General features: G+C 74.0%; 21 protein-coding genes and 2 riboswitches. Of the genes, 5 read left to right on the forward strand and 16 right to left on the reverse strand.

Annotated features, from left to right (window positions below):
* Window positions 1–107: 107 nt before the first annotated feature.
* Both FB454_RS02755 and FB454_RS02760 read left to right on the forward strand, forming a co-directional pair.
* Window positions 108–1,328 (forward strand): sensor histidine kinase, encoded by a 1,221-nt coding sequence (locus tag FB454_RS02755; protein WP_013287075.1) that lies wholly within the window; start codon window positions 108–110, stop codon window positions 1,326–1,328.
* Window positions 1,325–1,963 carry a response regulator gene (locus FB454_RS02760; protein ID WP_013287076.1) on the forward strand — a complete coding sequence of 213 codons (639 nt, stop codon included), beginning with the start codon at window positions 1,325–1,327 and terminating at the stop codon, window positions 1,961–1,963. The genes FB454_RS02755 and FB454_RS02760 overlap by 4 nt, the downstream gene beginning before the upstream one ends.
* Here the strand turns inward: FB454_RS02760 and FB454_RS02765 are convergent.
* The 9 genes from FB454_RS02765 to FB454_RS02805 all read right to left on the reverse strand — a co-directional run bounded on the left by FB454_RS02765 (window position 1,910) and on the right by FB454_RS02805 (window position 13,296).
* Window positions 1,910–2,866: an ECF transporter S component gene (locus FB454_RS02765; RefSeq protein ID WP_013287077.1), complete on the reverse strand. Its 957-nt coding sequence runs from the start codon at window positions 2,864–2,866 to the stop codon at window positions 1,910–1,912. The genes FB454_RS02760 and FB454_RS02765 overlap by 54 nt on opposite strands.
* Window positions 2,863–4,494: an ABC transporter ATP-binding protein gene (locus tag FB454_RS02770; RefSeq protein WP_013287078.1), complete on the reverse strand. Its 1,632-nt coding sequence runs from the start codon at window positions 4,492–4,494 to the stop codon at window positions 2,863–2,865. Before FB454_RS02770 ends, FB454_RS02765 begins: the two co-directional genes overlap by 4 nt.
* Window positions 4,491–5,735 (reverse strand): CbiQ family ECF transporter T component, encoded by a 1,245-nt coding sequence (locus FB454_RS02775; protein ID WP_013287079.1) that lies wholly within the window; start codon window positions 5,733–5,735, stop codon window positions 4,491–4,493. Before FB454_RS02775 ends, FB454_RS02770 begins: the two co-directional genes overlap by 4 nt.
* Complete coding sequence (locus tag FB454_RS02780) at window positions 5,728–6,642, reverse strand: hypothetical protein (RefSeq protein ID WP_013287080.1); 915 nt, start codon at window positions 6,640–6,642, stop codon at window positions 5,728–5,730. Before FB454_RS02780 ends, FB454_RS02775 begins: the two co-directional genes overlap by 8 nt.
* Window positions 6,639–8,093 carry a prenyltransferase/squalene oxidase repeat-containing protein gene (locus tag FB454_RS02785; protein ID WP_013287081.1) on the reverse strand — a complete coding sequence of 485 codons (1,455 nt, stop codon included), beginning with the start codon at window positions 8,091–8,093 and terminating at the stop codon, window positions 6,639–6,641. Before FB454_RS02785 ends, FB454_RS02780 begins: the two co-directional genes overlap by 4 nt.
* Window positions 8,094–8,251: 158 nt before the next feature.
* Window positions 8,252–8,325: riboswitch (cobalamin riboswitch) on the reverse strand.
* 114 nt (window positions 8,326–8,439) lie between these two features.
* Window positions 8,440–8,925, reverse strand: a complete 486-nt coding sequence (locus FB454_RS02790; protein ID WP_013287082.1) for a hypothetical protein — start codon at window positions 8,923–8,925, stop codon at window positions 8,440–8,442.
* Between the two features lie 35 nt (window positions 8,926–8,960).
* A complete protein-coding gene (locus FB454_RS02795; protein ID WP_145822424.1) occupies window positions 8,961–10,004 on the reverse strand; it encodes a peptidase in 1,044 nt (347 codons plus the stop codon).
* A 98-nt stretch (window positions 10,005–10,102) separates the two neighbouring features.
* Window positions 10,103–10,226, reverse strand: a riboswitch (cobalamin riboswitch).
* A 141-nt stretch (window positions 10,227–10,367) separates the two neighbouring features.
* Window positions 10,368–11,528, reverse strand: a complete 1,161-nt coding sequence (locus FB454_RS02800) for an alkaline phosphatase PhoX (RefSeq protein ID WP_145822425.1) — start codon at window positions 11,526–11,528, stop codon at window positions 10,368–10,370.
* 175 nt (window positions 11,529–11,703) lie between these two features.
* Window positions 11,704–13,296, reverse strand: a complete 1,593-nt coding sequence (locus tag FB454_RS02805; RefSeq protein WP_013287085.1) for a beta-1,3-glucanase family protein — start codon at window positions 13,294–13,296, stop codon at window positions 11,704–11,706.
* 171 nt (window positions 13,297–13,467) lie between these two features.
* On the opposite strand from FB454_RS02805, the gene FB454_RS02810 reads away from it, so the two are divergent.
* Window positions 13,468–13,908, forward strand: coding sequence for a hypothetical protein (locus tag FB454_RS02810; RefSeq protein WP_013287086.1), 441 nt, complete (start codon window positions 13,468–13,470; stop codon window positions 13,906–13,908).
* A 460-nt stretch (window positions 13,909–14,368) separates the two neighbouring features.
* Here the strand turns inward: FB454_RS02810 and FB454_RS02815 are convergent, their stop codons facing one another.
* Window positions 14,369–15,694 carry a polysaccharide pyruvyl transferase family protein gene (locus tag FB454_RS02815; protein WP_145822427.1) on the reverse strand — a complete coding sequence of 442 codons (1,326 nt, stop codon included), beginning with the start codon at window positions 15,692–15,694 and terminating at the stop codon, window positions 14,369–14,371.
* A 147-nt stretch (window positions 15,695–15,841) separates the two neighbouring features.
* A complete protein-coding gene (locus FB454_RS02820; protein WP_145822429.1) occupies window positions 15,842–17,032 on the reverse strand; it encodes an alkane 1-monooxygenase in 1,191 nt (396 codons plus the stop codon).
* A gap of 129 nt (window positions 17,033–17,161) precedes the next feature.
* Here FB454_RS02820 and FB454_RS02825 point away from each other — a divergent pair, with 129 nt between their 5' ends.
* Window positions 17,162–17,761: a TetR/AcrR family transcriptional regulator gene (locus tag FB454_RS02825; protein WP_013476261.1), complete on the forward strand. Its 600-nt coding sequence runs from the start codon at window positions 17,162–17,164 to the stop codon at window positions 17,759–17,761.
* 148 nt (window positions 17,762–17,909) lie between these two features.
* Here the strand turns inward: FB454_RS02825 and FB454_RS02830 are convergent, their stop codons facing one another.
* Entirely contained in the window at window positions 17,910–18,260 is a 351-nt protein-coding gene (locus FB454_RS02830; RefSeq protein WP_030268168.1) for a DUF190 domain-containing protein, read from the reverse strand.
* Window positions 18,257–22,489, reverse strand: coding sequence for a putative inorganic carbon transporter subunit DabA (locus FB454_RS02835; protein WP_145822430.1), 4,233 nt, complete (start codon window positions 22,487–22,489; stop codon window positions 18,257–18,259). Before FB454_RS02835 ends, FB454_RS02830 begins: the two co-directional genes overlap by 4 nt.
* Before the next feature lie 91 nt (window positions 22,490–22,580).
* On the opposite strand from FB454_RS02835, the gene FB454_RS02840 reads away from it, so the two are divergent.
* Window positions 22,581–23,123 carry a carbonic anhydrase gene (locus FB454_RS02840; RefSeq protein ID WP_013287092.1) on the forward strand — a complete coding sequence of 181 codons (543 nt, stop codon included), beginning with the start codon at window positions 22,581–22,583 and terminating at the stop codon, window positions 23,121–23,123.
* A 16-nt stretch (window positions 23,124–23,139) separates the two neighbouring features.
* On the opposite strand, the gene FB454_RS02845 is transcribed toward FB454_RS02840, so the two are convergent.
* From FB454_RS02845 to FB454_RS02860, 3 genes are all read right to left on the reverse strand, one after another.
* Window positions 23,140–23,985, reverse strand: a complete 846-nt coding sequence (locus FB454_RS02845) for a DUF6671 family protein (protein WP_013476258.1) — start codon at window positions 23,983–23,985, stop codon at window positions 23,140–23,142.
* A 602-nt stretch (window positions 23,986–24,587) separates the two neighbouring features.
* Window positions 24,588–25,262, reverse strand: a complete 675-nt coding sequence (locus FB454_RS02855) for a DUF2064 domain-containing protein (protein ID WP_145822432.1) — start codon at window positions 25,260–25,262, stop codon at window positions 24,588–24,590.
* On the reverse strand, window positions 25,259–25,933 hold the full coding sequence (locus FB454_RS02860; RefSeq protein WP_145822434.1) for a glycosyltransferase family 2 protein: 675 nt from the start codon (window positions 25,931–25,933) through the stop codon (window positions 25,259–25,261). The genes FB454_RS02855 and FB454_RS02860 overlap by 4 nt, the downstream gene beginning before the upstream one ends.
* Window positions 25,934–25,957: the final 24 nt, after the last annotated feature.

Genomic DNA, 25,957 nt, shown 5'->3' on the forward strand with positions numbered 1-25,957 from the left:
TCCGCGTCTGGCGTAGGCGGGCACTTCGCGGGCCGAAGGACGGCGCACGGGTTCTAACTTTCGATAGAGGCCCCCGGGGCGCCGGCCTCGGTAACGTGGGACGCACTGTGAGCACCGCTGCCCCTGCCCTGACCCCGACCACCCGAGCCCTGGCCTGGTGCCTGCACCTGCTGATCATCGGCCTGCTCGTCCTGGCTGCCGGCCGGGCGGTGGCCGACGACCGGCCCCGCGCCGGATCGATCGTCGCTGCGTCGGTGGCGTGCGGCCTGGCGTACGCCATCGGGCCGCTCCTCCCCCGCATCCGCCGCTCGCGGTGGGCCGCCGCCTGGTGGCTGGCCGCCGTGGGCGCCGCGTGGCTGGTGTTGCTGAGCCTGTCCCCCGATGCGATCTGGGTGGCCTTCCCGCTGTACTTCCTCCAGCTCCACCTGCTGCCGCGCCGCGCCGGCCTGGCTGCCGTGATCGCCACCGCCGCGGCGGCCGTCGCCGGGTTCGGTGCTCACACCGGCTCCTTCACCGCGGCCACGGTGATCGGTCCCGCGCTCGGCGCCGCCGTCGCCGTCGGGGTGGTGTGGGGATACCAGGCCCTGTATCGGGAGAGCGAACAGCGCAGGCAGCTGATCGAGGAACTCACCGCCACCCGGGCCGACCTGGCCCGGGCCGAGCACACGGCCGGCGTACTCGCCGAACGCGAGCGTCTGGCCCGCGAGATCCACGACACCCTCGCCCAGGGCCTGTCCAGCATCCAACTGCTGCTGCGCGCCGCCGAGCGCGCCCTGCCCGGCCGGCCCGGTGCCGCCTCCGGCCACGTCGACGCGGCCCGCCAGGTCGCCGTGGACAACCTCGCCGAGGCCCGCCGCTTCGTCGCCGCACTCACCCCGCCCACCCTGGAAGGCACCACCCTGGCCGGCGCCCTGGAACGCCTGTGCACCACCACCAGTGCCCGCCACCGCATCGCCGCCCGCTTCCACCTCGTCGGCGCCCCCGTATCGCTGTCGACCGCCCACGAGGTGGCGCTCCTGCGTATCGCCCAGTCCGCCCTCGCGAACACGGTCCGCCACGCCCGGGCCACCACGGCCGAGGTCACCCTCAGATGTCTCGGCGACCGCATCGCCCTTCACGTCGTCGACAACGGGCAAGGCTTCGACCCCGACCGTCTGCCCGCCCCCGACGTCGACAGCGGCGGCTTCGGCCTGACGGCCATGCGCGCCCGCATGAACGCCCTCGGCGGCACCCTGGCCGTCGAGTCCGCGCCCGGCCACGGCACCGCCCTGACCGCCGAGCTTCCCCTCACCCCGCCCAGCAGGACCGAGCCCGAGGGCCGCCCGTGACCGACGACGTCCCCGTCCGCCTCCTCCTGGCCGACGACCACCCGGTCGTACGGGCCGGACTGCGCGCCGTGCTGGAAACCGAACCCGGCCTCGTCGTCGTGGCCGAAGCCGCCACCGCCGAGGAGGCCGTCACCCGTGCAGGCGAAGGCGACATCGACGTCGTGCTGATGGACCTGCAGTTCGGGAAGGGCATGGGCGGCGCCGAAGCCACCGCCCGGATCACCGCCCGCCCGGAAGCGCCGCGCGTGCTGATCGTCACCACCTACGACTCCGACGCCGACACACTGCCCGCCATCGAGGCCGGTGCCACCGGCTACCTCCTCAAGGACGCCCCACCCGAAGACCTGGCTGCCGCCGTCCGCACCGCCGCCGCCGGGCGCACCACGCTGGCGCCCACCGTCGCGAACCGGCTGATGAACCGGCTGCGCACGCCGGGCACCGCCCTGACCCGACGCGAGACCGAGGTTCTCGCCCTGGTCGCCGACGGCTTGTCCAACCACAGCATCGGCACCCGCCTGCACCTGACCGAAGGCACCGTCAAGTCCCACCTGGCCCGCATCTACGCCAAACTCGGCGTCGACTCACGCACCGCGGCCGTCGCCTCCGCCACCGAACTCGGCCTGATCCGCCGCTGATCCGAGCGCGTGCCCGGTCACGACGTCTCCGTCCTGACGCGAGGACGACAGCGGGACGCCGGGCGTGGTCACGTCGTCGCCGTCCGCCCGGGGCGTGGGCGGGTCGCACGCTGTGGCGAAGGTGACCGGCGCGCCGAACGCGGCCCGCCGGACGGCGCGGCGCAGCGCGGCGAGGACGGCCGGACCGGCGAGGACGATCGCCACGGCGGTGGTGATCGCGCGGCCGGTGTCCCAGCCGAAGGTGGAGGTGACGGCGGTGAACAGGGCGAGACGGTGCAGGTTCTCCAGTACGGGGGCGCCGGCGACGTAGGACAGCTGGGTGTCCGCGCCGACGCTGAACGGCCAGAACCACAGGTTCATCAGCAGGCCGTAGCCGTAGGCGGCGAGAACCCCGTACCCGGCCAGGACGGCGACCTCGGCCCGGCCGCGCAACCGGGCCGGGAGCAGGCCGGCGCCGAGGCCGATCCAGGAGGCGCAGAGCATCTGGAACGGCAGCCACGGCCCGACGCCGGCGGTGAGCAGGGCGGAGGCGAACAGCGACGTGGCGCCGAGCAGGAACCCGAACCCGGGTCCGAAGACCCGGCCGGCGAGGACGAGCAGGAAGAACACCGTCTCGATGCCCGCGGTCCCCGCGCCCAGGGGGCGCAGGGCGGCGTTGACGGCGGCGAGTACGCCGAGCATCGCCAGGGCTTTGCTGTCGATACCGCCGGAGGTGAGTTCGGCGAGGACGAGCGCCACGAGTACCGGCAGCATGACGATGAAGACCAGCGGCGCCTCGCCGGTGCGGGCGGTGGTCTCCGGGTGTGCGGGGACGAAGAAGGGCCAGGTGAAGGTGGCCAGCGCGGCGGCCGAGGCGAGGGTCAGCACCACAGCGGTACGCGGGGCGACCCGCAGGACACTCATGCCGGTGCCCCGGTCGCGTTGATCGCGGCGGCGACCTGTTCCACTGTCAGCCAGGGTGCGGGGGCGAGAACCTTGGCCACCTGCGGCGCGAACGCCGGCGAGGCCAGCATGACCTCTGCGGTGGTGCCGTCGGAGACGATCTCCCCCTCGGCCATCACGATCACCCGATCGGCGAGGGTCGCGACGAGTTCGACGTCGTGGGTGGCGACCACCACCGCCCGGCCGTCGCCGGCCAGCATCCGGACGACGGCGGTGAACTGCCGCTTGGCGTGGTAGTCCAGGCCGCGGGTCGGCTCGTCGAGCAGGACCACCGGCGGAGCGGCGGTGAGCTGCACGGCGAGCGCGAGGGCGAGCCGCTGTCCCTCGGACAGGTCCCGGGGGTGCCGGTCACCGGGCAGTCCGGGGACGAGCTGGTCCACCAGCGCCCGGCAGGTGCCGGCCGGCACGCCGGTCTCCCGGTCGGCCTGGGCGCACTCCGCGTCGACGGTCTCCAGGTAGAGCAGGTCGCCGGAGTTCTGCGGGACGAGGCCGACGTGCCGGCGGGCCTGACCGGCCGGCAGGGCCTTCGGGTCGACGGTGCCCTGCGGCCCGGTCACGGCCACGGTGCCGCCGTGGCGGGGGCCGCTGCCCTGCACCGCCCAGAGCAGGCTGGACTTGCCGGATCCGTTGCGGCCCATCAACGCGACGACCCGTCCGGCGCGCAGATCGAGGTCGACACCGGCCACCGCGACGGTCCCCGGATACCGTACGACGATCTTCCGCGCGGTCAGCGTGGGACCGGTGTCCGCTCCCGCCGGGACCGGCGGCGGGTCCACGCCGGCGAGCCGGTGCCGCAGGTCGGACGCCCGTCGGCGGGCGTCACGGACCGACAGCGGCAGCGGTGTCCAGCCGGCGAGGCGACCCAGCTCGATCAGGGGTGGCGCGATGTCGATGCGGGCCAGCGCGGTTGCCGGTGTCCCGTCGTGGACGCGGCCGTCGCCGGGCAGGTACAGCAGCCGGTCGGCGTACTGCAGCACGCGCTCCAGCCGGTGCTCGGCCAGGACCACTGTCACTCCGAGGTCGTGCACCAGCCGGGTGACGGTGGCGAGCACGTCCTCCGCGGCGGTGGGGTCCAGCGCGGAGGTGGGTTCGTCGAGCACCAGCACCCGGGGGTGCGCGGTGAGCACCGCGCCGATGGCGACCCGCTGTTGCTGCCCGCCGGACAGCGTCCGCAGCGGCCGGTCACGCAGGTCGGCGATGCCGAGCAGGTCCAGGGTCTCCTCCACCCGCTTGCGCATCACCGCGGGTGACAGGGCGAGCTGCTCCATCCCGTACGCCAGTTCCTCCTCGACGGTGTCGGTGACGAACCCGGCCAGCGGGTCCTGGCCGACCACGCCGACGACGTCGGCGAGATCGCGCGGCGGGTGCGTGCGGGTGTCCCTGCCGTCGACGGTGACGGCGCCGTGCAGGGTGCCGCCGGTGAAGTGCGGGACGAGGCCGTTGATCGCCCGCAGCAGCGTCGACTTTCCGGCGCCGGTACGGCCCGCGACCAGGCAGAGTTCACCCTCCTCGATGCGGAGCGTCACGTCCCGCAACGGCCGCGGGCCGCCCTCGGCGTAGTGGACGGTGACCCGGTCGAAAGTGATCATGGACGGTCTCCCGGTGTCGTCGCGGTCGCGGCGCGCTCTCCGTCTGCCGGCACGTCCGTGACGGGGAACGGCCGGTCCACCGCCGGCGGGCGTCCGGCACGTGCCGTCGGCGGTGGTGGCGGCGCCAGCCAGGCGGGTGCCGCCGCGACGCCCACGGCGAGAAGCATCAGCGGGGTCAGCTGGGGCCAGGTGAGCGGGCTGACCGGCGGGTAGAGGAGTTCCGGGTCCACTGAGCCGGCGAGCATGGTCAGTGCCGCGGCGGCCACCCCGCAGCCGGCCACGAGCAGCTCGGCCGGGCGCCAGCGGTCCGGTCGGTACCGGCTGCGGCGGACCCGGCGGCCGGCGAGCAGCATGCCGGTCACGGCGGCGGTCAGTCCGGCCAGGAGCATCGGCAGCCCCAGGTAGCCGGGTGCGGCGGTGTCGAGCAGCCCGTAGGTGCCGGCACACACGCCGACCAGCCCGCCGAGCACGAGCGCGCCGGTGACGGTTCGCTGCCCGGCGGGCACCGCCGCGGTGCGGCCGTAACCACGGGAGTCCATCGCCGCCGCGAGGGCCAGGGACCGGTCCAACGCGTCGGCCAGCACCGGCAGGGCGATCCCGCGCAGCGCCCGCATCCCCCGGCCGGACGCGCCGCGCAGCCGACGGGCCCGGCGGACCCGTAACACGCTCTCCACCAGCTGCGGGGCGACCGACAACGCGACCACGACGGCGGTGCCGACCGCGTACAGCGCTCCGGGTACGGCCTTGAGCAGCCGTTTCGGGTTGGCCAGGGCGTTCGCCGCGCCGAGGCAGATCAGCATCGCCGCCAGCCGCAGCCCGTCGTAGAAGCCACCGAGGATCTGCTCGACGGCGACCGGTCCGAACAGACGGATGCCCGCCGCCCACTCGGGCAGCGGGATCTCCGGCAGCCGGACCAGGATGTGCTCGCCCTGGCCGCCGCCGAGCACGATCCGGAACACGACGCGCATCGTGACGATCACCGCGCCGAGCCACACGTACATGCGGAACGCCAACGCCCACGGCGCGTCGCCCCGGCGGCGCACCACCACCAGACCGGCGACGGCGACGAGCAGGGCCAGCGGCAGCGGATTCGTGGTGTGGCTGGCCGCGGTGGCCAGGCCGAGCGCCCACAGCCACCATGCGCCCGGGTGCAGCCCTCGGGGTAGCCACCACACCGGCCACCGGCCCGGCAGCCGGCCGGCGTCAGCCGTCCGCGACCCGGTGCCCGTGGCGTCAGTCATCCGGGCCGGCGGCACGGCGTCGTCGGGCCGCGACCAGCGCGCCGGTGGCGAGCGCGGCGAGCAGCAGCACCCCGGCGATCGTGCCCAGTGGCAGGCCGTCGTCGTCACGGGACGCGGCGACATCTGTCACCACCGGCTCGTCGGAGGAGCCCTGCGGTGCCGTTCCGGTGGCGGCACCCGGCGTCGCCGCCAGGGTCGGCGTACCGGCCGTCGGTGACGCGCCGGCGGAGGCCGGCGGGCTGACGGAGGCCGGCGGGCCGGAGGTGCCGGCCGGCCGGGTGGGCTCGCCGGGCCGGCCACCGGCGACCGGCGGCGGTGCGACGGTTCCTCCCGCCGGTGGTGGCACCGCCGGCCCGCCGCCCGCGGGTGGCGGCGGCGGAGGGGGCGGTGGTGGTGGCGGCGGTGGAGGGGCGGGGCGTTTCGGCGCGACGCCGGGACGAGGCGCGTCATCGGCGTTGCGGTTGAGGGAGAACGACCAGCCCTCGAAGCTGCCGGCCGCCGGCTTGCGGTTGAGCACACCCTTGTCGCTGTACGTCCAGCTGCCGCCGTTCGGCGCGTGCCAGTACGACCAGTAGGCGCTCGCCGGCGGCGTGTCGACGCACTTCTCCGTCGCGGCCGACGGCTTGCCGTCGATCCGGCAGATGAACCCCTCACCCCAGCGCAGGGTTCCGGTGATCGGGAAGCCCGCGTTCTTGAGCGCCGCGAGGCCGCTGGCCTGGGCGCCCGGCGCGCAGCGCACCACCGTTCCGCCGCCGAGTTCGTTGAAGTCCACCACGACTGTCACCCCGGAGGCGTCCGGGCAGTATCCGGCCGACCCGGCGGCCACCGCAGGACCGCCCGGTCCGATCGTGGTGCCCGCGGTGACCAGGGCGACGGCCAGCGCACCGCGGGCGGCGCGGAGGCTCATCCCGCCCGCCGTCGGCCGAGCACGAGCAGTGTCACTCCGCCACCGATCAGCAGCAGCGCGATCAGCAGGTAGCTGCCGATCGCCGCGCCGGTGGTCGGCAGCCCGCCCAGCCCTGACGCGGCCGGGGTGGTGATCGGCGGAGCGGCGGTGGTCGGCGCCGCGGTCGTGGGCGCGGGTGTCGCCGGAGGACTGGTCACGCTCGGCGTCGGGCCGGCGCTGCCGGTCGGCGGAGGCGACGTGGTGAGCGTGGGAGACGCGGTGGGCGTGGCGGGCGCGGTGGGCGAGGCCGTGCCGGTCGGGGTGGGATTCGACGTGGGCGGCGGGTCGAGGCCGATCCGGCCCAGCGGAACCTGGGCCAGCCCGAGCAATGCCTGCGCGGTGGCCCGGCGCCACTGGTCCCGGTCGGTGTCGGTGATCCCGGCCGCGGCGGCAGTCGTGAACCCGTCGGTGTTGTAGGCGATCGCGCCGGCGTCGGCGGAGGCCGCCCCACCGTTGCCCGCGGTGAGCTGCAGCGCGGCCAGGGCCTTCGCCGCCCGGGCGGCCTCGTCGTCGCGGCCGGCGGCGGCGAGGGCCTGCCCGGCCAGGCCGGTGCTGTTGGAGTTCGCGCCGGTGGTCGGTCCCGAGCCGCCGAAGGAGCCGTCGGTGTGCTGCTGGGTGACCAGCCAGTCGGCGCCCTTGCGGGCGGCGTCGCCGGCGCCGGTGGCGCCGTCCTCGGCGGCGGCCAGCAACGCCTGCACGGCCATCGCTGTCGAGTCGACGTCGAGGGTGGCGCCGGGTTGGTCGTCGCAGGACGGCGAGGGTCCGTCGGCGGCGTCCGGGTAGAGCCGGAAGCCACCTGCCGCACACTGCTGCCGGATCAGGAAGTCCACAGTGTCCTGTGGCAGATCGCCACTGCGGGCCAGGCCGAGCACGGCGAAGGACTGGTCGAAGGTGTTGCTGGCGTCCGGGCCGCTGTCGGCGGTGGTACGGCTGGTGATCCGCCCCCGCTGGTGCCCGGCGTCGGCCGTGGCGATCAGCGACAGCGTTTCCGCCCGCAGGTCGTAGCCGCCGAAGTCGGTGGGGTCCGCGTCGGCGGCGGCCGCGGCGTAGAGCAGCTTGGCGGTGGCCCCGCCGTCGGTGAAGCCCTCGATGCCCCAGTCGTCGTAGCTGTTGTAGGACCGTACGTGTCTCGCGACCTGCGCGGTTGCCGCCTGCCGGGTCGGCGCGTCGACGCCGGTGGCGGACAGCGCGACCAGTCCGTCGATGGTCAGCCCCCAGTCCTCGGGGGCGAACGGGCCGGGCAGCGAACCGTCGGTGAACTCGCCGGCCAGCCAGGACGCGGCCTCGCGGGCGGCTGTGACGTGGGCCGGGGCGGGTGCCGCGACAACGGCCGGCGGGGCGCCGGTGATCGCGGCGAGAGCCGTCACCGTGGCCATACCGAGGCCGGTGGTGAGACGCCGGGACAGGGGCATCAGGGGTGCCTTTCGCAGAGCGGTCGGTGAAACCTCCGGAAAGCACCCCGAGAAACGGACACCCCGCTCCGCGTGCTGCGGTGAGCGGGGTGGTCGGACCTCGGCGGCCCGGACTTCACCCTGTAGACCTCGACAGTGGAAGCCGCTCGTCCCGGGCGGGGCATTCCGGCTCGCGAAAGGGGGACTCTCGCTCACGGTTGCGGGTCAGCGCCGGCTTCGAACCGGCTTCCCCCCGCGCGGGACGTATGCAGTTGTGTGCCCGGCGCACCGGGTGCCGACACCGTACCGCCCGGGCGCGCGACGACGCCAGAGCAGTTGCCGGCACCCGGTGCGCCGCCGGTCACACCTAGGGAGCGGCGATGCTCGGCGGGGCGCCGGCGCCGAAGGACCAGCCCTCGACACTGCCCGGCGCGGGGTTGTAGCCGGTCGCCCCCGACGTGCTGTAGGACCAGGAGCCGCCGCTGGACGCATGCCAGTACGACCAGTACGCCGTGGCCGGCGGGGTGTTGACGCACGGCTCGGTCGCGGCGGTGGGCTTGCCGTTGATCCGGCAGACGAAGGCCAGGCCCCAGCGGGCGGTGCCGGTGACTGTGAAGCCGGCGGCCTGAAGCGCGGCCAGGCCGGTGGCCGGATCGCCCGGCGCACAGGCGACCTGGACGCCGCCGCCGAGCGTGGCGAAGTCGACGACCACCGTGACTCCCGAGGTGCCCGCGCAGGCGGCGGCGTGCGCCGCCCGGGGCGCGGGTTCGACTGCGGTCAGCGCGACGCCGGCCACGACGGCGGCCAGGAGACCGGCCAGCCAGGTGCGGACTGTGGAACGATGACGGAACACGGATCCTCCTGTGATCGGGCGAGCGGCGAAGCGGTTCACGGGCAGGCGAGCGCCGGTGCGCCGGGGTCGGCGCCGACGGCGGACAGACGGGCGTACCCGATCCCGGTGAGACCGAGGACGGCCTGGGCGGTCGCCCGGGGTGCGGTGGCCGGGTCGAAGCCGCCGCCGTCGAAGTCGACAGCGCCCCGGTCGGCCGGCGCCCCGGCGCAGCCGACCTGAAGTCCGGCGAGGAATGCCCGGGCCCGCGCCCAGGCCGGCAGCCGGTGGCCGTCGCGCAGGGCCTGCGCGGCGAGGCCGGTGCTGTTGGCGTTCGGCGTGCCGCCCGCGTTGGCGAAGCCGCCGTCGGCACGCTGAACGGACACCAGCCAGCGCAGCCCGGCGGCGGCGTCGGCCGGACGGTCCGCGGCGCGCAGCGCCTGTGCCGCGAGCGCGGTGGCGTCCACGTCGGACGTGCAGACCGGTTGCGCGGGCAGCAGCGGGTAGCCGCCGTCCGGGCACCGGGTGCCGGCCAGCCAGGCGGCCGCCGCCGGCGGCGCTCCGCCCGCCGTACGGTCCAGCGCCAGCAGCGCGAAGGATTGGCTGAACGCGTTGCTGTAGTCGCCGTACGCGGACCGGTCGCTGAACCTGCCGGCCGGCGTCTGGAGCGAGCGCAGCCGGGCGATCAGGTCCACCCCGCCGACGTCGGCCGGGTCGCCGCCGCGCACCTGCACGGCGAGGGCGAGCTTGGCGGTCGCACCCGCGTACGCCTCGGAGACGCCGTCGCCGAGGTAGCCGTCGCGGATGTCCGGCCGGGTGACCCAGGCCAGCGCGTCGGCGCCGTGGTCGTCGGCGACGCCGGTGGCGGCGAAGGCGAACACGGCGTCGAGGGTCAGCCCCTGGTCGGGGTACACGACACCGTCGAAGACCGCCTCGAAGCGTTCGCCGTCGACGAGTTGCCGGGCGAGCCAGCCGCCGGCGGCCTCCGGGCGGGTGAGGGCGGCGCGCTCGGGGGCGGCGACGGCGGGTGTGGTGAGGGTGAGAGCGGCGAGTACGCCGCAGAGGAGCGCGAGCAGGCGGTGCCGGCTTCGGCGGACGACCATCGGAAGCGCCTTTCCGGCCCGGCGGTCGTCGAAAGCCCGGACGACCGCAGCACGCGGGATCGACCGGGACTCCGACCCGTGGGCCACGACGGGTGGGGAGCGGATGCACGCGTACGACGGGTATTCGGGCTCGCCGCCGCAGATCTCTCTGGGCGGCCTACCGTTGCGGGCCAGCGCCGGATTTCGACCGGTCTTCCCCCGCACGTACACGCGGTGGTTCAGTTGTCGCGACAGTCTGCTGTGGCCGGAGCGCCGATGTCAATGCGCCAGGAACCGGACACGTGCCGTGACGGCCGGCAGGACGCCCGGTGAAGACCGGGCGTCCTCGACCGCGTGGTCACTGTCAGCGGGGCCGGGAGCCGGTCATCGGCGGAACGGTCCGGTGACGCAGTAGGTGATGCCGCCGGAGGACGAGCCGGTCGTGCCGCGTTGCGACGAGAAGTACAGCCGGTCCCCCGCCGGGGTGAACGCCGGCCCGGTGATCTCCGAACCGCTCTGTCCGGTGATCCGCAGGAAGACCGAGATCTTGTCGTCGGGCGTGATCATGCAGATCTCCATGTTCCCGCCGTCCTCCGCGACGTACAGGTCACCGGCAGTGGACCCGGTGATGTTGTCGACCCCGGTCAGCGGAGGGGTGCCCGGCCTGACCAGGTTGTCGTCGTAGGCGAGCTCGTACGTGCCGGCGGCCAGGTTGACCTGCCACACGCGGTTGTCGCCCTTCGTGGTGAACCAGACGGTGTCATCCGCGTAGTGACAGCCCTCGCCGCCGTTGAACGTCTTCGCGCCGGACACCTGCTGCCGGGTCGGGGTGGGCGAGCCGTCCGGGTCGGGCACCGTGGCCCAGGTGAACGTGCCGGAGGTCGCCGTACCGGCGCGGAAGACCTGGAGGGTTCCGGCGGAGAGGTCGCCCCAGGTGGTCGGCACGAACCGGTAGAACTTGCCGTCGGTCTCGTCCTCGGTCAGGTAGACGACCCGGCGGACCGGGTCGGCCGCGGCCGCCTCGTGCTTGAACCGGCCCAGCGCGGGACGCGCCACGGCGGTCCCGCCGAGGGGGTACGTCTCGAAGACCCGGCCCAGGGACACCTCCTCGCAGGAGAGCCAGGTGTTCCACGGTGTCTTGCCCCCGGCGCAGTTGTTGTTGGTTCCGGAGAGGATCCGCGACGCCCCGACCACGGTGCCGCTGGAGTCGAAGACGAGGCGTGAGGCACCGCCGCCCGCACCGGCTGACACCTCGGAGTTCGACACGTAGATCCAGCCGGTGCCGTTCGGGAACACGGCGCCACCGTCCGGAGCGTCGTGCCAGGTGTACGACGTCCCCGGCACCGTCCGACGGGATCGTGCGACGATCGAGCTGGTGAAGCCGGCCGGCAACTGGATGCCGTTGGCGTCGGCGGGCTGGAGCCCGCCGTAGGGGCCCGCCGCGTTCTGCGCCGGGGCTCCGTACGCCGCCGACCACGCGGTGAACGGCAGCGCGACAGCGCCCGCACCGACGACAGTGGCCCGCAGCATTGCTCGACGATCCATGGAACCTCCTCGGTAGGTTCCCCAGATCTGACCGGGCGGAGCTTACGCACATCGATCTGTTGGATGAACGTCGATGGACGCCTCGGTGCGCGGCGTCGTGTCGGCCGTCTCGTCCGTCGCGTGCCGGTGACGGGAGCGACTCGCGGTCGGCCCCCGCCACCGTTCGCATGGCTGGTCAGCCCTTGCGCCACTTCTGGTTGGCCGTGCCCCCGCAGTCCCAGAGCTGGAGCCTCGCGCCGTCGTTGCCGTTCCAGTCCTTGATGTCGACGCACTTGCCGGCCTGGAGGTTGACCAGGTCTCCGGCCGCGTTCAGGGTGAACTGCTGGGCGCCGGTGCCGTTGCAGGTGTAGAGCTGCACCGCCGCCCCGTTCGCGGTGGACCCGGCGTCGATGTCCATGCACTTGTTGTTCTGGCTCTTGAGCGCCGTGCCGCTGAACGTCCACTTCTGCGCGTTGGTGTTGTTGCAGTTCCACATCTGCAACGGCGCGCGGTCGACGAAGTTGGAGCTCGGCACGTCGATGCACTTGTTGTTCCAGTTGCTGACCACTGGCACCCCGGTGGTCGGGGTGCCGCCGCCACCGCCGGTGAACGGGCTGAGGATCAGTCCGGCCGAACGGGGATCGCCGTCGTGCACCAGCGACTCGAATCCACCGACGTCGTCGAAGGCGAACGCGTACGCCCGGCCGTCGGTCATGTTGGCGTGGATCAGGCGTGCGTACTGGTTGGTGGGGTTGCTGCGGTAGAAGTCGGCGGCGTTCGTGCTGGGCTGGGTGTCGACGGTGCCGAGCGTGCCTCGGTTGAGGGCGGCGCAGAGCGTACGCGAGATCGGGCCGACCACCTGGTCGTTCGGCGCGGGCAGGTCGCCGTCGCAGCCCCAGACGCTGGCCGAGGAGGGCCGGTTGAAGGAGGCGACCACCTGGCCGCTGCCGTTGGTGAAGGTCATGGTGTTGCCCGAGGTGCGGCCGTAGTACCGGATGGCCGGCTGGTCGGCGAAGGGCGCCACGGTCAGGGTCTTCGTGGTGTACGCGTTCCACGCGGACGCGATGTACGAGTCCAGGTAGGTGGTGCTGAGCAGGCCGGCCCCGGCCGCCTTGCCCGGAGCCAGGACGCGCAGCACGGTCCCGTCGGAGCGGGTGTGGACGGTGCCGGCCCAGCCCGGCTGCGCCCGGATCCCGTCGATCACCGCGTTGCGTCCGTTGGCCACCACGTCGCCGGTGCGCTTGGTGACGCCGTTGGCGCCGGTCACGGTGACCGCGTGCGGGATCGCGAACATGTCGACCTGGGAGCTGTTGAGCCACAGCCCGGAGTCGTTGTAGGTGAACTCGCTCCAGTCGAAGAGGATGTCGCGGTTCGCGTCACCGGCCGCCCAGGGCGCGGGCTGCACCAGTCCGTCCGGGGTGAGGAAGAACTTGAGCTTCTGCCCGAGGGAGAAGTAGGCCCGGCCGGAGAAGCCGCGGGGGAACTGGATCGTGGTGCTGCCGCCGTTGCCGGGGCCCGGTATGGAGACGTCCGGCGCGGGTGACGGCGGGAGCTGCCCGCCGGTCCACGGTACGAATCCGCCGCCGGAGGTGACGTAGCCGAGCCGGCCGGAGGACAGCTGGACGCCGATGACGTAGAGGTGGACCGGGTCGCTGCGGCCGGTGGTGTTGGTGACGGTGACCGGCAGCAACGCCGGTCCGACCGCCTGGGCGGGCGTAGCGACGACGGCGCCGGTGAGCCCGGCGAGCAGGGCGGACGCGGCGGCGAGCAGCCTTCTTCGGAGACGCATGGGGACACCTCGCGGGAGACAGGGGGACGGGAGAGCGCTCTCTCAGCAGGGTCCAATTGTTAATATTGTTTGTCAATAGGTGGTTGCCTATGGATCAGGGCCACGGCGAAGGTCACCGGTTGATTAAGATCCACTACGGAACAGTCGACTGTGGATTGGGTAGGTAGGTACATGAAACGCATGCTTTCGGCGCTGACGGCGCTGGTGACCGTCGCGGCGGGCCTGACTGTCGGCGCCCCCGCCGCCCAGGCGGCCGGCTCCTGCTCGGGGACCATCACCTACAGCCAGGTGCAGTCGTCCGGGCTCGGTGAACTGGTGATCTACTACAACAGCAGCAACGGGGGCACCAACAGCGCCTGCTTCTACCACCGCGGCGCGGCGTACGGGAGGTCGGCGCCGACCTTCGTGCAGATCTACCGCTGCGCGGAGCGGTCGGGCGAGGGCGCGCACTGCACCCGGTCGGGCGGCGCGGACACCAATTCCGGTGACTTCAGCTATTACGCCGGCCCGGTCGCCGTCACCGGTACGGCGAACTACTGCGTCGAGGCGGTCGGCTACATCGGATGGGCCGGTGAGCGCCACCAGATCTACAGCCGCCGCCAGGGCTGCTGAACCCGCTCCCCTCCCCGGACCGGGGCCGGCGCACGATGAGCGCCGGCTCCCCGGCCGGGCCGGGTCAGGGTCGGCGGCGACCCGGCCGAGGAAGGCCGAGACCCCGGCGTACGGCCCGTGGTCGCGGTGGCAGTCGTAGCGCTCCGCCCCGTCCGTCACCGCAGGGCCCACCGCCGCAGGGGCGGGCGCCCGGGAGCGCCCGCCGGGCCGGCAGTTACCAGCACCACTCGATCCACAGGCGGCGTGCGCCGGACACCAGGCGGAGTGCAGTCGTGCGACGGATGGTCATCGTCCTCATAGGAACCTCCGATGTGATGCACCTCGGGGCTGGCCCAGAGCGTAATTCCGGTCGATGGAAATAAGAAGGGTTCTCGCGATTCGCGGCGGGCTGATCGCACCGCCACGCCGAACGCCGCCGTCGCGGCGCCGGCCATTCCGCTGCCGAGCAGGCGTACGACGGTCAGCGCGACAGCATCCGGCGGACCCGGCGGCCCACCGCTTGCTTGACCTGGTCGCGCAGTGGCTGCGCGCGGCGTGCCGTGAGCTTCTGCTGCAGCGTCCGGTTCTCGTCCCGCAGCCATTGGATGCGCGTCAGCAGTTCCTCGGCCGTGTAGGCGGAGGCCGGCCGGACCGCCGGCGGGTAGACGGTTCGGCGGACCTGCTCGTCGAAGCGGGTGGCGCTGTCCCCGTCGGCGAACGACAGGCCGAGGTCGTGCTTGGCGAGGAACGCGGTGATCCGCGCGAAGCGCTCCTTGTGGCCCTCGTTCAGGGCCGTGTAGTCGGCTTCCTCGTAGAGTCGGGCGGCGTCGACGTCGGCCGGCACGTCGCGCATCAACCGGTGCGGGATGTCGAAGTAGCGGGCCAGTTCCAGGGTGCGCGAGTCGTGTGCGAGGAGATACCCGGGAGTGCCGGAGATCAGCGCCGTGATGGTGCCGTGGATCCGGGTGCCGAAGGCGAAGTCGAATCCGGAGAGATACTCCATCCAGGGCCACGGGTCCATGAACATCCGCACCTTGTCCTCGACGAAGAGCGGGTGTGAGGTGTGGATCGGCATGTCGTCGGTCTTGCCGCGCAACTTCGGTGCGTCGCCGTAGAGCAGGGTGCCGAGGGTGTACAGGCCCTGCGCCACGTAGCGCAGGTTCGGGTAGCGCTGGTGGTGGTGCTGGACGATCGGGGCCAACGCGCGGACGTACGGCGAGATGACGAACGCGAGCCGATCCTCGGTGTCCAGGGTGGCCTTCGCCTTCTCGACCCGGAGGCTGTCGCCGTGCAGGAACATCGACGGACAGCCGATCTGCTCGACGGCGGAGAAACCCAGCGTCCGCAGGTAGTTCTCGCTGATCTCGCCGCGTACGCCGATGCTGTGCGATCGGTCCAGCACCGCCCGGCAGAACGCCTTCACCGGCTCGTCGATCGGACGCAGGTACTCCCGGTCGCCGTCCACGTGGGTCTGCGCCCCGACCCCGAGCACCACCACCGGGATCTTGAGCCGCTCGATCAGCCGGGTCATCGACGTCAACCGGTTCACGTAGTCGTGGCGGAACGCGTTCGCCAGCGGGATCACGAAGACGTCGTACTTCTCGTTGATCTCGTCGGCATCGCGCGGGTCCGTCCGGAACCGCGACGGGGTGATCTCCGCCGTCGAGGTGGACAGCAGCTTGTGCGCGGCGTGGCTGAAGACCAGGTTGCCGCTGTTCTTGCCGATCCAGTCCCGCTCGTAGGTCTCCTCGGCGGTGACGACGTCGAACGGGCCCTTGCGGGCTCGCAGCAGGATCCGCTGGTGCATCCGGGGTGTCCACCCTTCGTCCCGGACGCCACGGCGCCCGGCGAGGCCGAAGCGGCGCGACCGGCCGGGCACGGCCCCGTTCCGTGCAGGAACCGAAATCCTACGCCCTGACACGGAGAGGTGCCGTCAGACCTACACCGGGTCGGGTCAGGCGGCGTGGACCGCTGTGGTGTCCGCTGCGGGCCGGCCGTAGCGGCGACGCAGTCGGGCCTCGGCGCGGGGGTTGCGATTGGCGAGGTTCAGGTCGCCGCCGTAGTGCGCCAGAACCCGTGGGTTCATCACCCGGTACCACAGCGGCGGAACGAGAGCGAGCAACACCATCGAGGCGTAGCCTCCGGGCAGTCGCGGCGAGACGTCGAAGCTGCGCAGCGTCTGGTAGCGGCGCAGCGGGTTGGCGTGGTGGTCGCTGTGGCGTTGCAGTTGAAAGAGGAACACGTTGGTGACGACGCGGTCGCTGTTCCAGCTGTGCCGTGGGTCGACCTTCTCGAAGCGGCCGGTGGCGGTGCGCCGGCGGCACAATCCGTAGTGTTCGAGATAGTTGACCGCTTCCAGCAGCGAGAAGCCGACGATCGCCTGCAGGAACAGGAAGGGCACGAGCCGCCACCCGAACACAGCGATCAGCAGGGCGAAGAGCACGACGGTCATGAGCCCGGCGTTGAGCAGGTTGTTGCGCAGCGTCCACGGGCTCCTGTGCCGCAGCCGGAAGCGGCCGATCTCCAGCCGCCACGCCGAGATGAGGCTGCCCCAGACCGTACGCGGCCAGAACGAGTAGAAGCTCTCCCCCAGCCTGGCGCTGGCCGGGTCCTCCGGTGTGGCGACACGGACATGGTGCCCGCGGTTGTGCTCGACGTAGAAGTGGCCGTACCCGGTGGGCGCGAGGGCGATCTTCGACAACCACCGCTCGACCGTTTCGCGCTTGTGGCCGAGCTCGTGTGCGGTGTTGATGGCCAGTCCGTTGACGATTCCGATGGTGGCGACCAGGCCGGCGGCACCGGCGGCACCGAGGCCGCCACGCGCCCAGACCCATGCTCCGAGCAGCAGGGCGGCGTACTGCACCGGCAGGAACAGGAACGTGATCCAGCGGTAGTAACGGACCTCCTGCAACCGCCGGGCGATGTCGTCGGGCGGGTTCTCTCCGTCGTCACCGAGCAGCACGTCGATGATCGGGATGAGTCCGAAGACCACCGCCGGGGTGAGCCACCAGGCAGCAGGTCCGGCGCCGGCCTGCCACAACGCGTACGCCAGAAACGGCAGCACCGGCACGAGGAGAGCCAGTGGCCACAGGTGCTTCTTGCCGTCACGCCAGCCGGCGGCTGGAGCATCGATCGAGGTCTGCATGTACCGCCTCCGGAGTGTCGAGCGCTGCGTCGACTGTCACACGGATAACCACGCTTGACAATATCCGGCTCTGCGTCAATTGAGTAGACACGCAAGGCATGTGTGTCTACTCGATAGACTCGGCGCACCATGGCCGCCCCTCCGCCTTATCGCCACACCGCGCGCCGGCACCTGCGTGACACGGTCATCACGGCCGGCCGCGACCTGGCGATCGACCGCGGCTGGGACGCGGTACGAATGGCCGACGTGGCGGCCCGCGTGGGCGTGAGCAGGCAGACGCTCTACAACGAGTTCACCAACAAGGCCGGCCTGGGCGAAGCCATCGCACACCGCGAGATCGACCGGTTCATGGACGGTGTGCGGGAGGCGTTGTCCGCCCACGGCAGCGACGTGCGAGCCGCCGTCCATGCCGCGGTCACGTTCGTGTTGACGCAGGCCGGCACCGACCCGCTGGTCAAAGCCGTCCTCAACAGCGCCCGGGGCACCGACGCCCTGCTCCCCTACCTGACCACCCGCGCCGACCTGGCCCTGGCCGCCGCCGTCACGGTGCTGAGAGAGTGGGCGGACACGCACCTGCCCCGGGTGCCTCCCGATGAAGTCACCGTCGGCGCCGAATCCCTCGCGCGACTGGTCGTCAGCCACATCGTGCTGCCGACCGCGCCCGTCGACAACACCGCCGACACCCTCGCCGAACTGGCACAACGCTTCCTGGACCCGCCGCGCGCGTGAACGAGCGCATCAGCTGGGATGCGGGCGTCGGCCGGGTGCGTACAGCGGCGGACGACCGGACGTGCCCGAGGGCCTCCTCGGCCGAGTCCGGCCGCCACGGCGGGGCGGGGCGACGGTCGCCACCCCGCCCGGACGCGACTCGCCCCCTTCAGGTCACCGGGCCCGCCGGTCGATCGGCGCCGAAGTACTCGGGCCGGCTCACCCAGGCCTCACTGACGAACATGACGCCGGGCCGGTGGGCCAGGATGTCGCGCAGGCCGACGACGACAGGCTCGGCCCGCTCGAGCGGCAGCACGGCGATCACCATGACGAGTCCGGCCCGGTCGTTGAAGAGCAGCCGGCCCTCGTGGGTGCCGTGGTGGCCGAAGCCGGAGACCCCGCTGAGGCTGGTCCAACCGCTCACGCCGGAGGCGTGCAGCAGCGTCCGGACGGCGTCGACGTCGTCGGCGCGGGTCACGACCTCCACCTTGACCATGCGCGTCAGTCCGAGCTCGTTCATACGCTGTACTCCTTCTCTGGGCCGAGGGCCGGGAGCGGCGTGGTGCGCCGGGATCCGCCCGGGTCACTCCATTCGCCGGTACGGGGGTCGATGACGGTCAGGGACATCCAGCCGCCGTCGATCAGCTGGCGCAGGGCCGGGTTGCGGCCGAGCACGGTGTCGACGAGGTGGTGCGGGGCGTGGACCACGGCGAGCAGCCGCAGCGGGTCGTGCGCCGGCCGTGTCCCGTCGTCGACGGACTGCAGCGGCAGCCCGGCACGCAGGTCGCCACCGGATCCGGAGAGGACGCCGAGCGCGTCGCCGAGGACGGTGTGCACGGTCTTGGTGCCGGCACCGAGGCGGTGCGGATCCACCGTGGAGAAGTAGTACTGGAGGTTGATCCAGGACGCCACGACGAGCGGGCCCGTCATGATCGTCTCCAGCGCGACCGCGTCCGGATCCGCGGTCCAGTCGTAGGAGTGCAGGAACGTGCGGCAGCCGAGATCGCGCCCGGCGCTCAGCTCGCGCGGCGCGGCGATGAACGCGGCGTTGCCGGCCAGCGCCCACTCCGGCCGCACCTGGGCCCAGTCCGAGGCGCGGCCGGGCAGGTGGCGGGAGCCCGGCCGGCCGGGCAGCCGGGTGGCCCGTTCCGCGCGCAGACCCGCTCCCGCCTCGGCGAGCCGGCGCGTCAGGTCGTCGACGTGCGGGCGCAGCCGGACGGGGACGGTGTCGACATCGAACAGGCGCACCTCGTCGGTGACGGTGTCGTGCTCGCCGGCCAGGACGTGGGTGTCGGCGGGCAGGTGGATCCCCCGGGCGACCAGCGCCTCGCGGATCTCGGGCCGGTTGAGCAGCGCGGCGACCAGCCGGGCGCTGACCCCGCCCCGGTTGCCGCCGCAGGCGCCGCAGTCGAGCGCGGCCGCGTAGGGGTTGTTGGTGCTGGTGGCCCCGTGCCCGCAGAGCAGCACCAGCGGGGCGAAGCCGGTCGTCAGCCCGACGGTGCGCAGCGTCGCCTCCGCGTAGTAGACCTGCTCGTCGAGGGTCAGGGCGGCGGCGAGGTCGGCCACCGTCGGCGCGGTGTCGTCGGCGGGTGGCGCGAACCGGCCCGGCGCCACGGCGCGCACCGCCAGGGCGGCGGTGGCGAGCACGCCGGCGACCTCCACGAAGGCGAACGCGCCGACCGGGTCGGCCTTGGCCGAGGCGAACGCCCGGCGCCACGCCTGCCGGGCCCGCCGGCGGCGTACCCGCGTGGCGTCGGCGGTCTCCCCGACGGTGGCCACCGGTCGCATGAGCACCGGGCAGCGGTCCCGGCCCCGGGCGGCATCGGCCGCCACGGTGCGCACGGGTAGGCCGAAGAAGCCGGCGAAGCCGTAGGTGTCCACCGGCCCGGCCGCCTCCAGGTGCCGGCGCAGGCCCTCGCTGCGCACGTCGATGCAGAACACCGCCTGGGCGAGCGGGGTGACGCGGGCGGCGCGGCGTGGGCGCGGCCGCGCCCCGTGGTCCAGCCGGTTCCGCAGCCGACGCCGGTATGCGTGCTCCGCGGCGGCGAGCCACACCTCGGCCTGCCGCGCCGGGGACAGCTCGGCCATAACGTCGCGCACCACCGCCACCGTCTCCTCGGGCAGCAGCGCCAGGGCCGGCGCGTCGACGCCGAGCGCCGCGACCAGCCGGGCGAGAGCCGCCGGCTCGTCCGTCCCCGGCGCACCGGCGGCCGGTACGGTCCCCGCCGTCCCGGCGGTGGGCGTCGACACGGCGGTCGGCGTCGCGGCGGTGGGGGTCGTCGCGGCGGTCACCGCTTGGAGCGTCGGCGGGACGCCGAGGTGGCGGTGGGTGGCGGTGCCGGCCAGCGCCAGCTCGTAGCTGAGCCGGACCGCGAGCAGGTCCAGCGGGGTCAGGTCCGGTCGCTCACCGGGACGCGTCTGAGACCAGCGGGCGTAGCCGGCCCAGCCCGGCAACCGGAGCAGGGACCGGGTGAGATACGCCGGCCAGGCCGCCGGCGCCACGCCGAGGGCGCGCAGGAGCAGGGCGACTGCCCGCTCGGGCTCGGCGGGCAGCGCGGCGACGAGTGCCCGCAGGCCGCTGACGCCCGCGCGGTCGACGCCGGCCACCCGCCGCCAGCGCGCCCAGCAGCTCTCGTCGGCCGGGCCGGGAACCGGCCAGCGGGCGGCCGGACGGCCGCAGTGCGCCGCGCACCAGCCGGCCACCAGCTCGTCGACGTCGGCGCCGATCCGGGTACCCAGGACCCGGTCGAGCAACTCGGCCAGGGTGAGCGGGTCCGGGTCGGCCTCGACGGCGGGCCGGGTCACCGCGAGCCGGCGCCGCGCCACGGCGAGCAGGTCGGGTGGCGGGGGCGGTCCGTCGTGCACCGGGTGGGCCAGTGCAGCGACCTGGAGGTCCGCGGCCGTGATCGACCGTCCGCCGAGCGTGACCGGCGCCGAGGCCGCCGGGGGGAGCACCGCGGTCAGGTCGGCCGGCTCGATCTCGCCGTCGCGCAGCCGCCGCCGGTACTCGTCGGCCGGCAGGTGGGTCCGCGCGCCGCCGAGCGCCCGCAGCTCGGCAGTGGCCCGCGCGAACGGCACCCGCTCCCGGCCGGCGAGCGGGTTGACCGCCACGAACGTGTCCAGCGGCCAGACCGCGGCGACGTGGTCACCGGCAGCGGCCAGCGCGGCGACGACCCGGGCGGCGTCCGACCGGTCGGACGCGTCGCGGCGGCGTACGGCGGTCACGGCCCAGGCGGCCGGCTCCCCCGCCGCCACGCCGGCGGACCGGCGCCACCACGCGCCGGCGCCGTCACGCCAGGCCCACCACCACAGCGCGGCGCCGTGCCGGCGCACCAGGAACGCGCCGGCGACGGCCACCAGGGCCAGCGTGACCGCCGCGACGCCCACCCCGGCGTCCGTCACCGAGGTCGGCAGCCCCAGCCACCGGGCGACGGCCCGACCGGCGACCAGGTAGCCGCCGGCCAGCGCGCCCGCCGCGAGGGTGATCGCGACGGCGGTCCGCGCCGGCACCTCGCGGTCCGCGAGCGCCGACCGCACCGCGGTCAGCGCGGCCGCACCGGCCAGGACGGCGCTGAGCAGGCCGCTCGGGCTGGCGCCGAGCGACAGCTCGGTGAGCGCCACGGCGGCGAGCACCGCCGCGCCGGCCAGCGCCACGGTCCGGGTCCGGGGCGGGCCGACCGGGCGGGGCGCGGCCGCAGTCCGCGCCTGGGCCTGGAGCGCGCCGCCGGCGGACAGGAACGCGTACGCCTTGTAGACCGCGTGCCCGACCAGGTGCACGGCGGCCAGGCCGAACGCGCCGAGCCCGCACTGGGCGAGCATGAAGCCCATCTGCGCGACAGTGGACCGGGCGAGGGTGCCCTTGACGTCGGTGCGCACCGCGGCGAACACCGTCCCGGACACCGCGGTCACGAGGCCGGTCAGCACCATCGCCGGCATCACGCCGGGTGCGGCGACCACCACCGGCGCCAGTGTGATCATCAGGAAGCCGGCGACGTTGACCATGCCTGCGTGCAGGAAGGCGGAGACCGGGGTCGGGGCGTCCAGGGTGTACGGCAGCCAGCGGTGCGCCGGCACCTGGGCCGATCGCACCGCGCCGGCCACCAGCAGCAGCCCGCCGGCGACGGCCAGGAGCCAGCCGGGCCGGTCGCCGGCGGCCGCCCGGACCGCGTCCAGGTCGGCGTCGCCCGTCGGCGCGACCAGCAGCGCCAGGCCGGCGACCAGGGCCACGTCGCCGACGAGGAACACCGCCCGGGTACGGCGCACCGCCGCCCGTACCCGGGGCTGCTCCCGGTAGTAGCCGATGAGCCCGATGAGCAGGTGCCCGGCCGCGATCCAGCCGACGGCCAGTTGCACGAGGCTGGGCGCGGTGGTCATCACCAGGGTCGCCGTGGTGGCCGCCGCGATCCGGGCCTGCAGGGCGCGGGCGCCCGGCTCGCCGTCGAGATAGCGGCGCGCGTAGCCGGCGACGACGGCGGCCAGCCCGCAGACGAGGAGCGCGAGCAGCGCGGTGAACCGGTCGAGCCGGATCCCCACGGAGAACGCCGGCCCGGGTGGGTCGAGCCGGAGCAGGAGCGCCGGGACCACCGGGTCGTACGCGACCCGGGCCAGCAGCGCGGCGGCCGCGGCGGCGGTGAGAGCGAGCAGCGCCCCCACCACCCGGGCGGCTCGACGGGGATCGGGTACCGCCAGCGCGCACAGCGCCGCCGATGCGGGCCCGGCCAGGACTCCCAGAACCAGTGCGACGGACATCGTCACCTCCTCAGACATGCGCACTGTATTACACGATTCGTAATTCGTGTATCGTGAGACGCACGACAGTGGCTCGGCACGAGGAGGAGCGATGGACGCGACCGGATCCCCGTCGCAGGTGTGGCAGACCAGCCCGAGCTTCGCCCTCGCCCGGCTACGCGCCGGGCACCACCGGTTCCGGGCCGGCGGCCTTCCCGTCCCGTCGGCCGGCGCGACACCGGTGGCCGCGGTCCTGTCGTGCGCCGACCCGCAGCCCGAGGCCGTGACCGTGTTCGGCGGCGTCGACGTCTACGCGGTCCGCACCGCCGGCCTGCAGGTCGGCCCGGCCGCGCTGGGCAGTCTGGAGTACGCGGTCGCGCGCCTCGGCGCACCCCTGCTGGTCGTGCTGGGCCACGCCTCCTGCTCCCTGGCGGGCGGCAGCGGGCCGGACCGGGTACGCGCCACGCTCACCGCCCTGCGCCGCCGGTCCCCCCTGCTCGACCAGGCCGTCCGCTCCGGCCGCTGCGGCATCCACGGCATGATCTGGCACGACGCGGACCGCCTCCTCAACGAGGTGCGGCCCGCGCTGCCACCGCCGGCCCGGCGGGCCTGCCGCCTGCGGCCACCGAACAACGCGTCGATGCGGTCGCACTGAGTGGGGCGACGCCTCATCAGGGGTTGCACACCGGGCACGCACCGGGGTCCGCGGCGCCGCCCACGGGCCGGCGCGAGCGGTACGCGCACCTGCCGCATCCCGAGACCAGCAGCGCGTCGTGGGCGGTGGGCGTGCCGCAGTCGCGGCAGGGCAGTCCCGGCTCGGTGCCGACCAGGCCGAATCCCGGCGCCGCACAGGCGGGACAGGGCGTGGCGAGACGCCGGGCCAACCGGTCGGCGGCGGCGGCGATGACCCGCATCCTGGTCGGATTGACGTGGGCCCGCAGGTCCGCGCCGAGCACGGCGGTGCCGTCGGCGGAGTCGAGGGCGGCCCGCCGGACGGCGACGAGGACGTCGGCGAGCCGGCGGAGTCCCTTGACCGGCCGACCGGGCCCGGCCGCGGGCCGGACGACGACCGCGTGGTGCGGGAACCCGGCCCGGCGCAGGAACGCGAGCACGGCGCCGCGGTCCCGACCGTCGGTGACCACCTGGCCGTGGTTGGTCTCGACGCTCAGAGCGCTCTCCACCAGGGTCAGACCCGACCGGTCGTCGACGAGCGCCACGTACTCCACGTCGGCAGGAGTCCAGGGAGCCGCCGGGTGCGGGCCGAACGCCCCTTCGCTGGCCAGCCCGACCACGGACCCGGTCGCGGCCATCCCGAGCCGGGCCTTGCGCACCACGGTCTCCCGCGCCGAGCCGACCCGCCGCACCTCGCCGGTGAACGTACCGAGCGCGTCGGTGTCCACCGGCGCCACCCGCACACTCATCCCGAGCCGTCGGCGCAGCAGCGGACGCAGCGCCCACTGTTTGCCGTGCATGGTGGCCAGGCAGGCCACCACGCCATGGAACGGTGACGCCTCCACACCACCGATCCTACCCGGGATAAGAAGCAGGATTCCGGAATTCGGTTACGTGTCGGAGCGGTCGCCCGGGCTGTGGTGTCATCGTGGTGACGTAGCGGTACCGGTCGCCGGCGGCGCCCGGGTGGTCGAGGTCGATCGGGATCCACTGGGCGTCGGCCGCCCCGCAGGTCCGGAAAAGGGCCGGCGTAGCAGTCGCCGTTGTTGCAGTCCGGAGTGCCGGCGTCGGATCCTCGGCCCGCACCGGCGCGGCGGCGGTGACGATGCCGATCCGGGTCCGGCCGGGGCCACCGGCCAGCCGCACGATGTCCTCGTAGATCTCCCGGTTGTCATCGGTGAGCGCGCCGCCACAGCGACACCTGACATCGCATCCGGGTCCAGCCACGCCCGGCGGAAGGGGGTCCGCCGGTGTCGTCCGGTCTCCACGTGGGCCTGCCCCTGCCAGGCACCGGCGCCGGCACAGCGGGCCACCACCGTCGCCTCCGCGGCTGTGGCCGGCCGATGCCACCGCTCCACCGGCAGGCGGCGGCTGGGCCCGTCCGCAGGCACCAGCCAGTGCACGTCTCCGGCGGGGTCGCGTAGCGCGGAGGCGAATCCGTCCCCGTTCACGCGCGTACCACCATGTCGCGACGCACGGCCTCGACCTGGCGGGCGAACCGGCCGTCCGGGACCGCCGACGCCACGGCGTGCGCGTCGGACCAGTCGTCCACGTCCCGCAGCACGGGCAGCGGCACGGGGCGTAACCCGCGTCCGGTCAGCGCGGACCATGTCGATCGGCCCGTGACCGGCGTCGACATCGGCACCGCCCGTAGCATCACGGCCTGCCGGGGGTCGCGCAGCCCGAGCGCCCACCAGCCGCCGTCGTGGGCGAAGCCGAGCGCCGCGTCGGCATCTTCGAGCCGGCGCACGGCGGCGGCCAGCGACGCCGGGGTCAGTTGCGGGGTGTCCATCCCGATCTGCAGCACCCCGCGGCCGGGGAACATCTCGGCGACGTCGAGGTGGGCGTGCGCGAGCCGGTCGGCGAGGTCCGTGCCGCGCTGCGGCAGAACCGACCAACCGGCGAGGGCGGCGGTCAGCTCCACGCCGTCCACGGCTTCCGCGAGATGTCCGGCCAACGCCAGAACCGGCGTCACCCCTGGTGTCCCCCGGACGGCGTCCAGGGTGTCGAGCAGCGCGGCGGCGGCCAGCAGGGCGGCCTGGACGGGAGTCACCGGCGGGCACAGCCGGGTCTTCACCAGACCGGGCACGGGCGCCTTGGCCATCACCAGTACGACGGTCACCGCGACTTCCGGACGGTACGCAACACGGCGGCGAAGTCTCGGGTGGCCCGCAGGGTGCCCCGTACCGAGCCGGAGACCTTGGAACGGGTGCCGGCAGCGCGTGGTGCGTAGGTGACGTCCACCTCGCGGATGCGCCAGCCCGCCGCGGCGGCTCGGATCAACAGCTCCAGCGGATAGCCGAAGGCCCGGTCGGTGACCCCAAGGGCGAGCAGCGCCTCCCGGCGCGCCACCCGCATCGGGCTGAGGTCGCGCAGCGGCATGCCCCGGTGCCGCAGCAGCGCGGCGACCAGCGCCGTGCCCGCCCGGGCGTGCCAGGGCCACACCCCGGCGCCGACCGGTCGGCGACGGCCGACGGCCAGATCAGCGACCCCGTCGGCGACGAGGGCGACCAGAGCGGGTAACTCCCGGGGAGCGAAGGAGCCGTCGGCGTCCAGCACGCAGACCAGTTCCGTGTCGGCGGCCTCGACCCCGGTGTGCACGGCCGCTCCGTACCCGCGCCGTGGTTCGTGCACCACCCGGGCCCCGTGCCGGGCGGCCACCTCGGGTGAGCCGTCGCGCGACCCGTTGTCAACGACGATCGCCCGGTACCCGGGCGGCAACGCGGTCAGCACGGCGGGCAGAGCAGCGGCCTCGTCCAGGCACGGCAGCACCACGTCGATCTGTGTCGGCATACCGCCGACGCTAGGGCCGCCCGA

It is taken from the genome of Micromonospora sp. CNZ297 (genome assembly GCF_007827625.1).

What these genes read in the sequence shown, in the direction of transcription:
- FB454_RS02765 (WP_013287077.1), bottom strand. Translation starts at nt 2,866, where the DNA reads ATGAGTGTCCTGCGGGTCGCCCCGCGTACCGCTGTGGTGCTGACCCTC.
- FB454_RS02770 (WP_013287078.1), bottom strand. Translation starts at nt 4,494, where the DNA reads ATGATCACTTTCGACCGGGTCACCGTCCACTACGCCGAGGGCGGCCCG.
- FB454_RS02775 (WP_013287079.1), bottom strand. Translation starts at nt 5,735, where the DNA reads ATGACTGACGCCACGGGCACCGGGTCGCGGACGGCTGACGCCGGCCGG.
- FB454_RS02780 (WP_013287080.1), bottom strand. Translation starts at nt 6,642, where the DNA reads ATGAGCCTCCGCGCCGCCCGCGGTGCGCTGGCCGTCGCCCTGGTCACC.
- FB454_RS02785 (WP_013287081.1), bottom strand. Translation starts at nt 8,093, where the DNA reads ATGCCCCTGTCCCGGCGTCTCACCACCGGCCTCGGTATGGCCACGGTG.
- FB454_RS02795 (WP_145822424.1), bottom strand. Translation starts at nt 10,004, where the DNA reads ATGGTCGTCCGCCGAAGCCGGCACCGCCTGCTCGCGCTCCTCTGCGGC.
- FB454_RS02800 (WP_145822425.1), bottom strand. Translation starts at nt 11,528, where the DNA reads ATGGATCGTCGAGCAATGCTGCGGGCCACTGTCGTCGGTGCGGGCGCT.
- FB454_RS02805 (WP_013287085.1), bottom strand. Translation starts at nt 13,296, where the DNA reads ATGCGTCTCCGAAGAAGGCTGCTCGCCGCCGCGTCCGCCCTGCTCGCC.
- FB454_RS02810 (WP_013287086.1), top strand. Translation starts at nt 13,468, where the DNA reads ATGAAACGCATGCTTTCGGCGCTGACGGCGCTGGTGACCGTCGCGGCG.
- FB454_RS02815 (WP_145822427.1), bottom strand. Translation starts at nt 15,694, where the DNA reads ATGCACCAGCGGATCCTGCTGCGAGCCCGCAAGGGCCCGTTCGACGTC.
- FB454_RS02820 (WP_145822429.1), bottom strand. Translation starts at nt 17,032, where the DNA reads ATGCAGACCTCGATCGATGCTCCAGCCGCCGGCTGGCGTGACGGCAAG.
- FB454_RS02825 (WP_013476261.1), top strand. Translation starts at nt 17,162, where the DNA reads ATGGCCGCCCCTCCGCCTTATCGCCACACCGCGCGCCGGCACCTGCGT.
- FB454_RS02830 (WP_030268168.1), bottom strand. Translation starts at nt 18,260, where the DNA reads ATGAACGAGCTCGGACTGACGCGCATGGTCAAGGTGGAGGTCGTGACC.
- FB454_RS02835 (WP_145822430.1), bottom strand. Translation starts at nt 22,489, where the DNA reads ATGTCCGTCGCACTGGTTCTGGGAGTCCTGGCCGGGCCCGCATCGGCG.
- FB454_RS02840 (WP_013287092.1), top strand. Translation starts at nt 22,581, where the DNA reads ATGGACGCGACCGGATCCCCGTCGCAGGTGTGGCAGACCAGCCCGAGC.
- FB454_RS02860 (WP_145822434.1), bottom strand. Translation starts at nt 25,933, where the DNA reads ATGCCGACACAGATCGACGTGGTGCTGCCGTGCCTGGACGAGGCCGCT.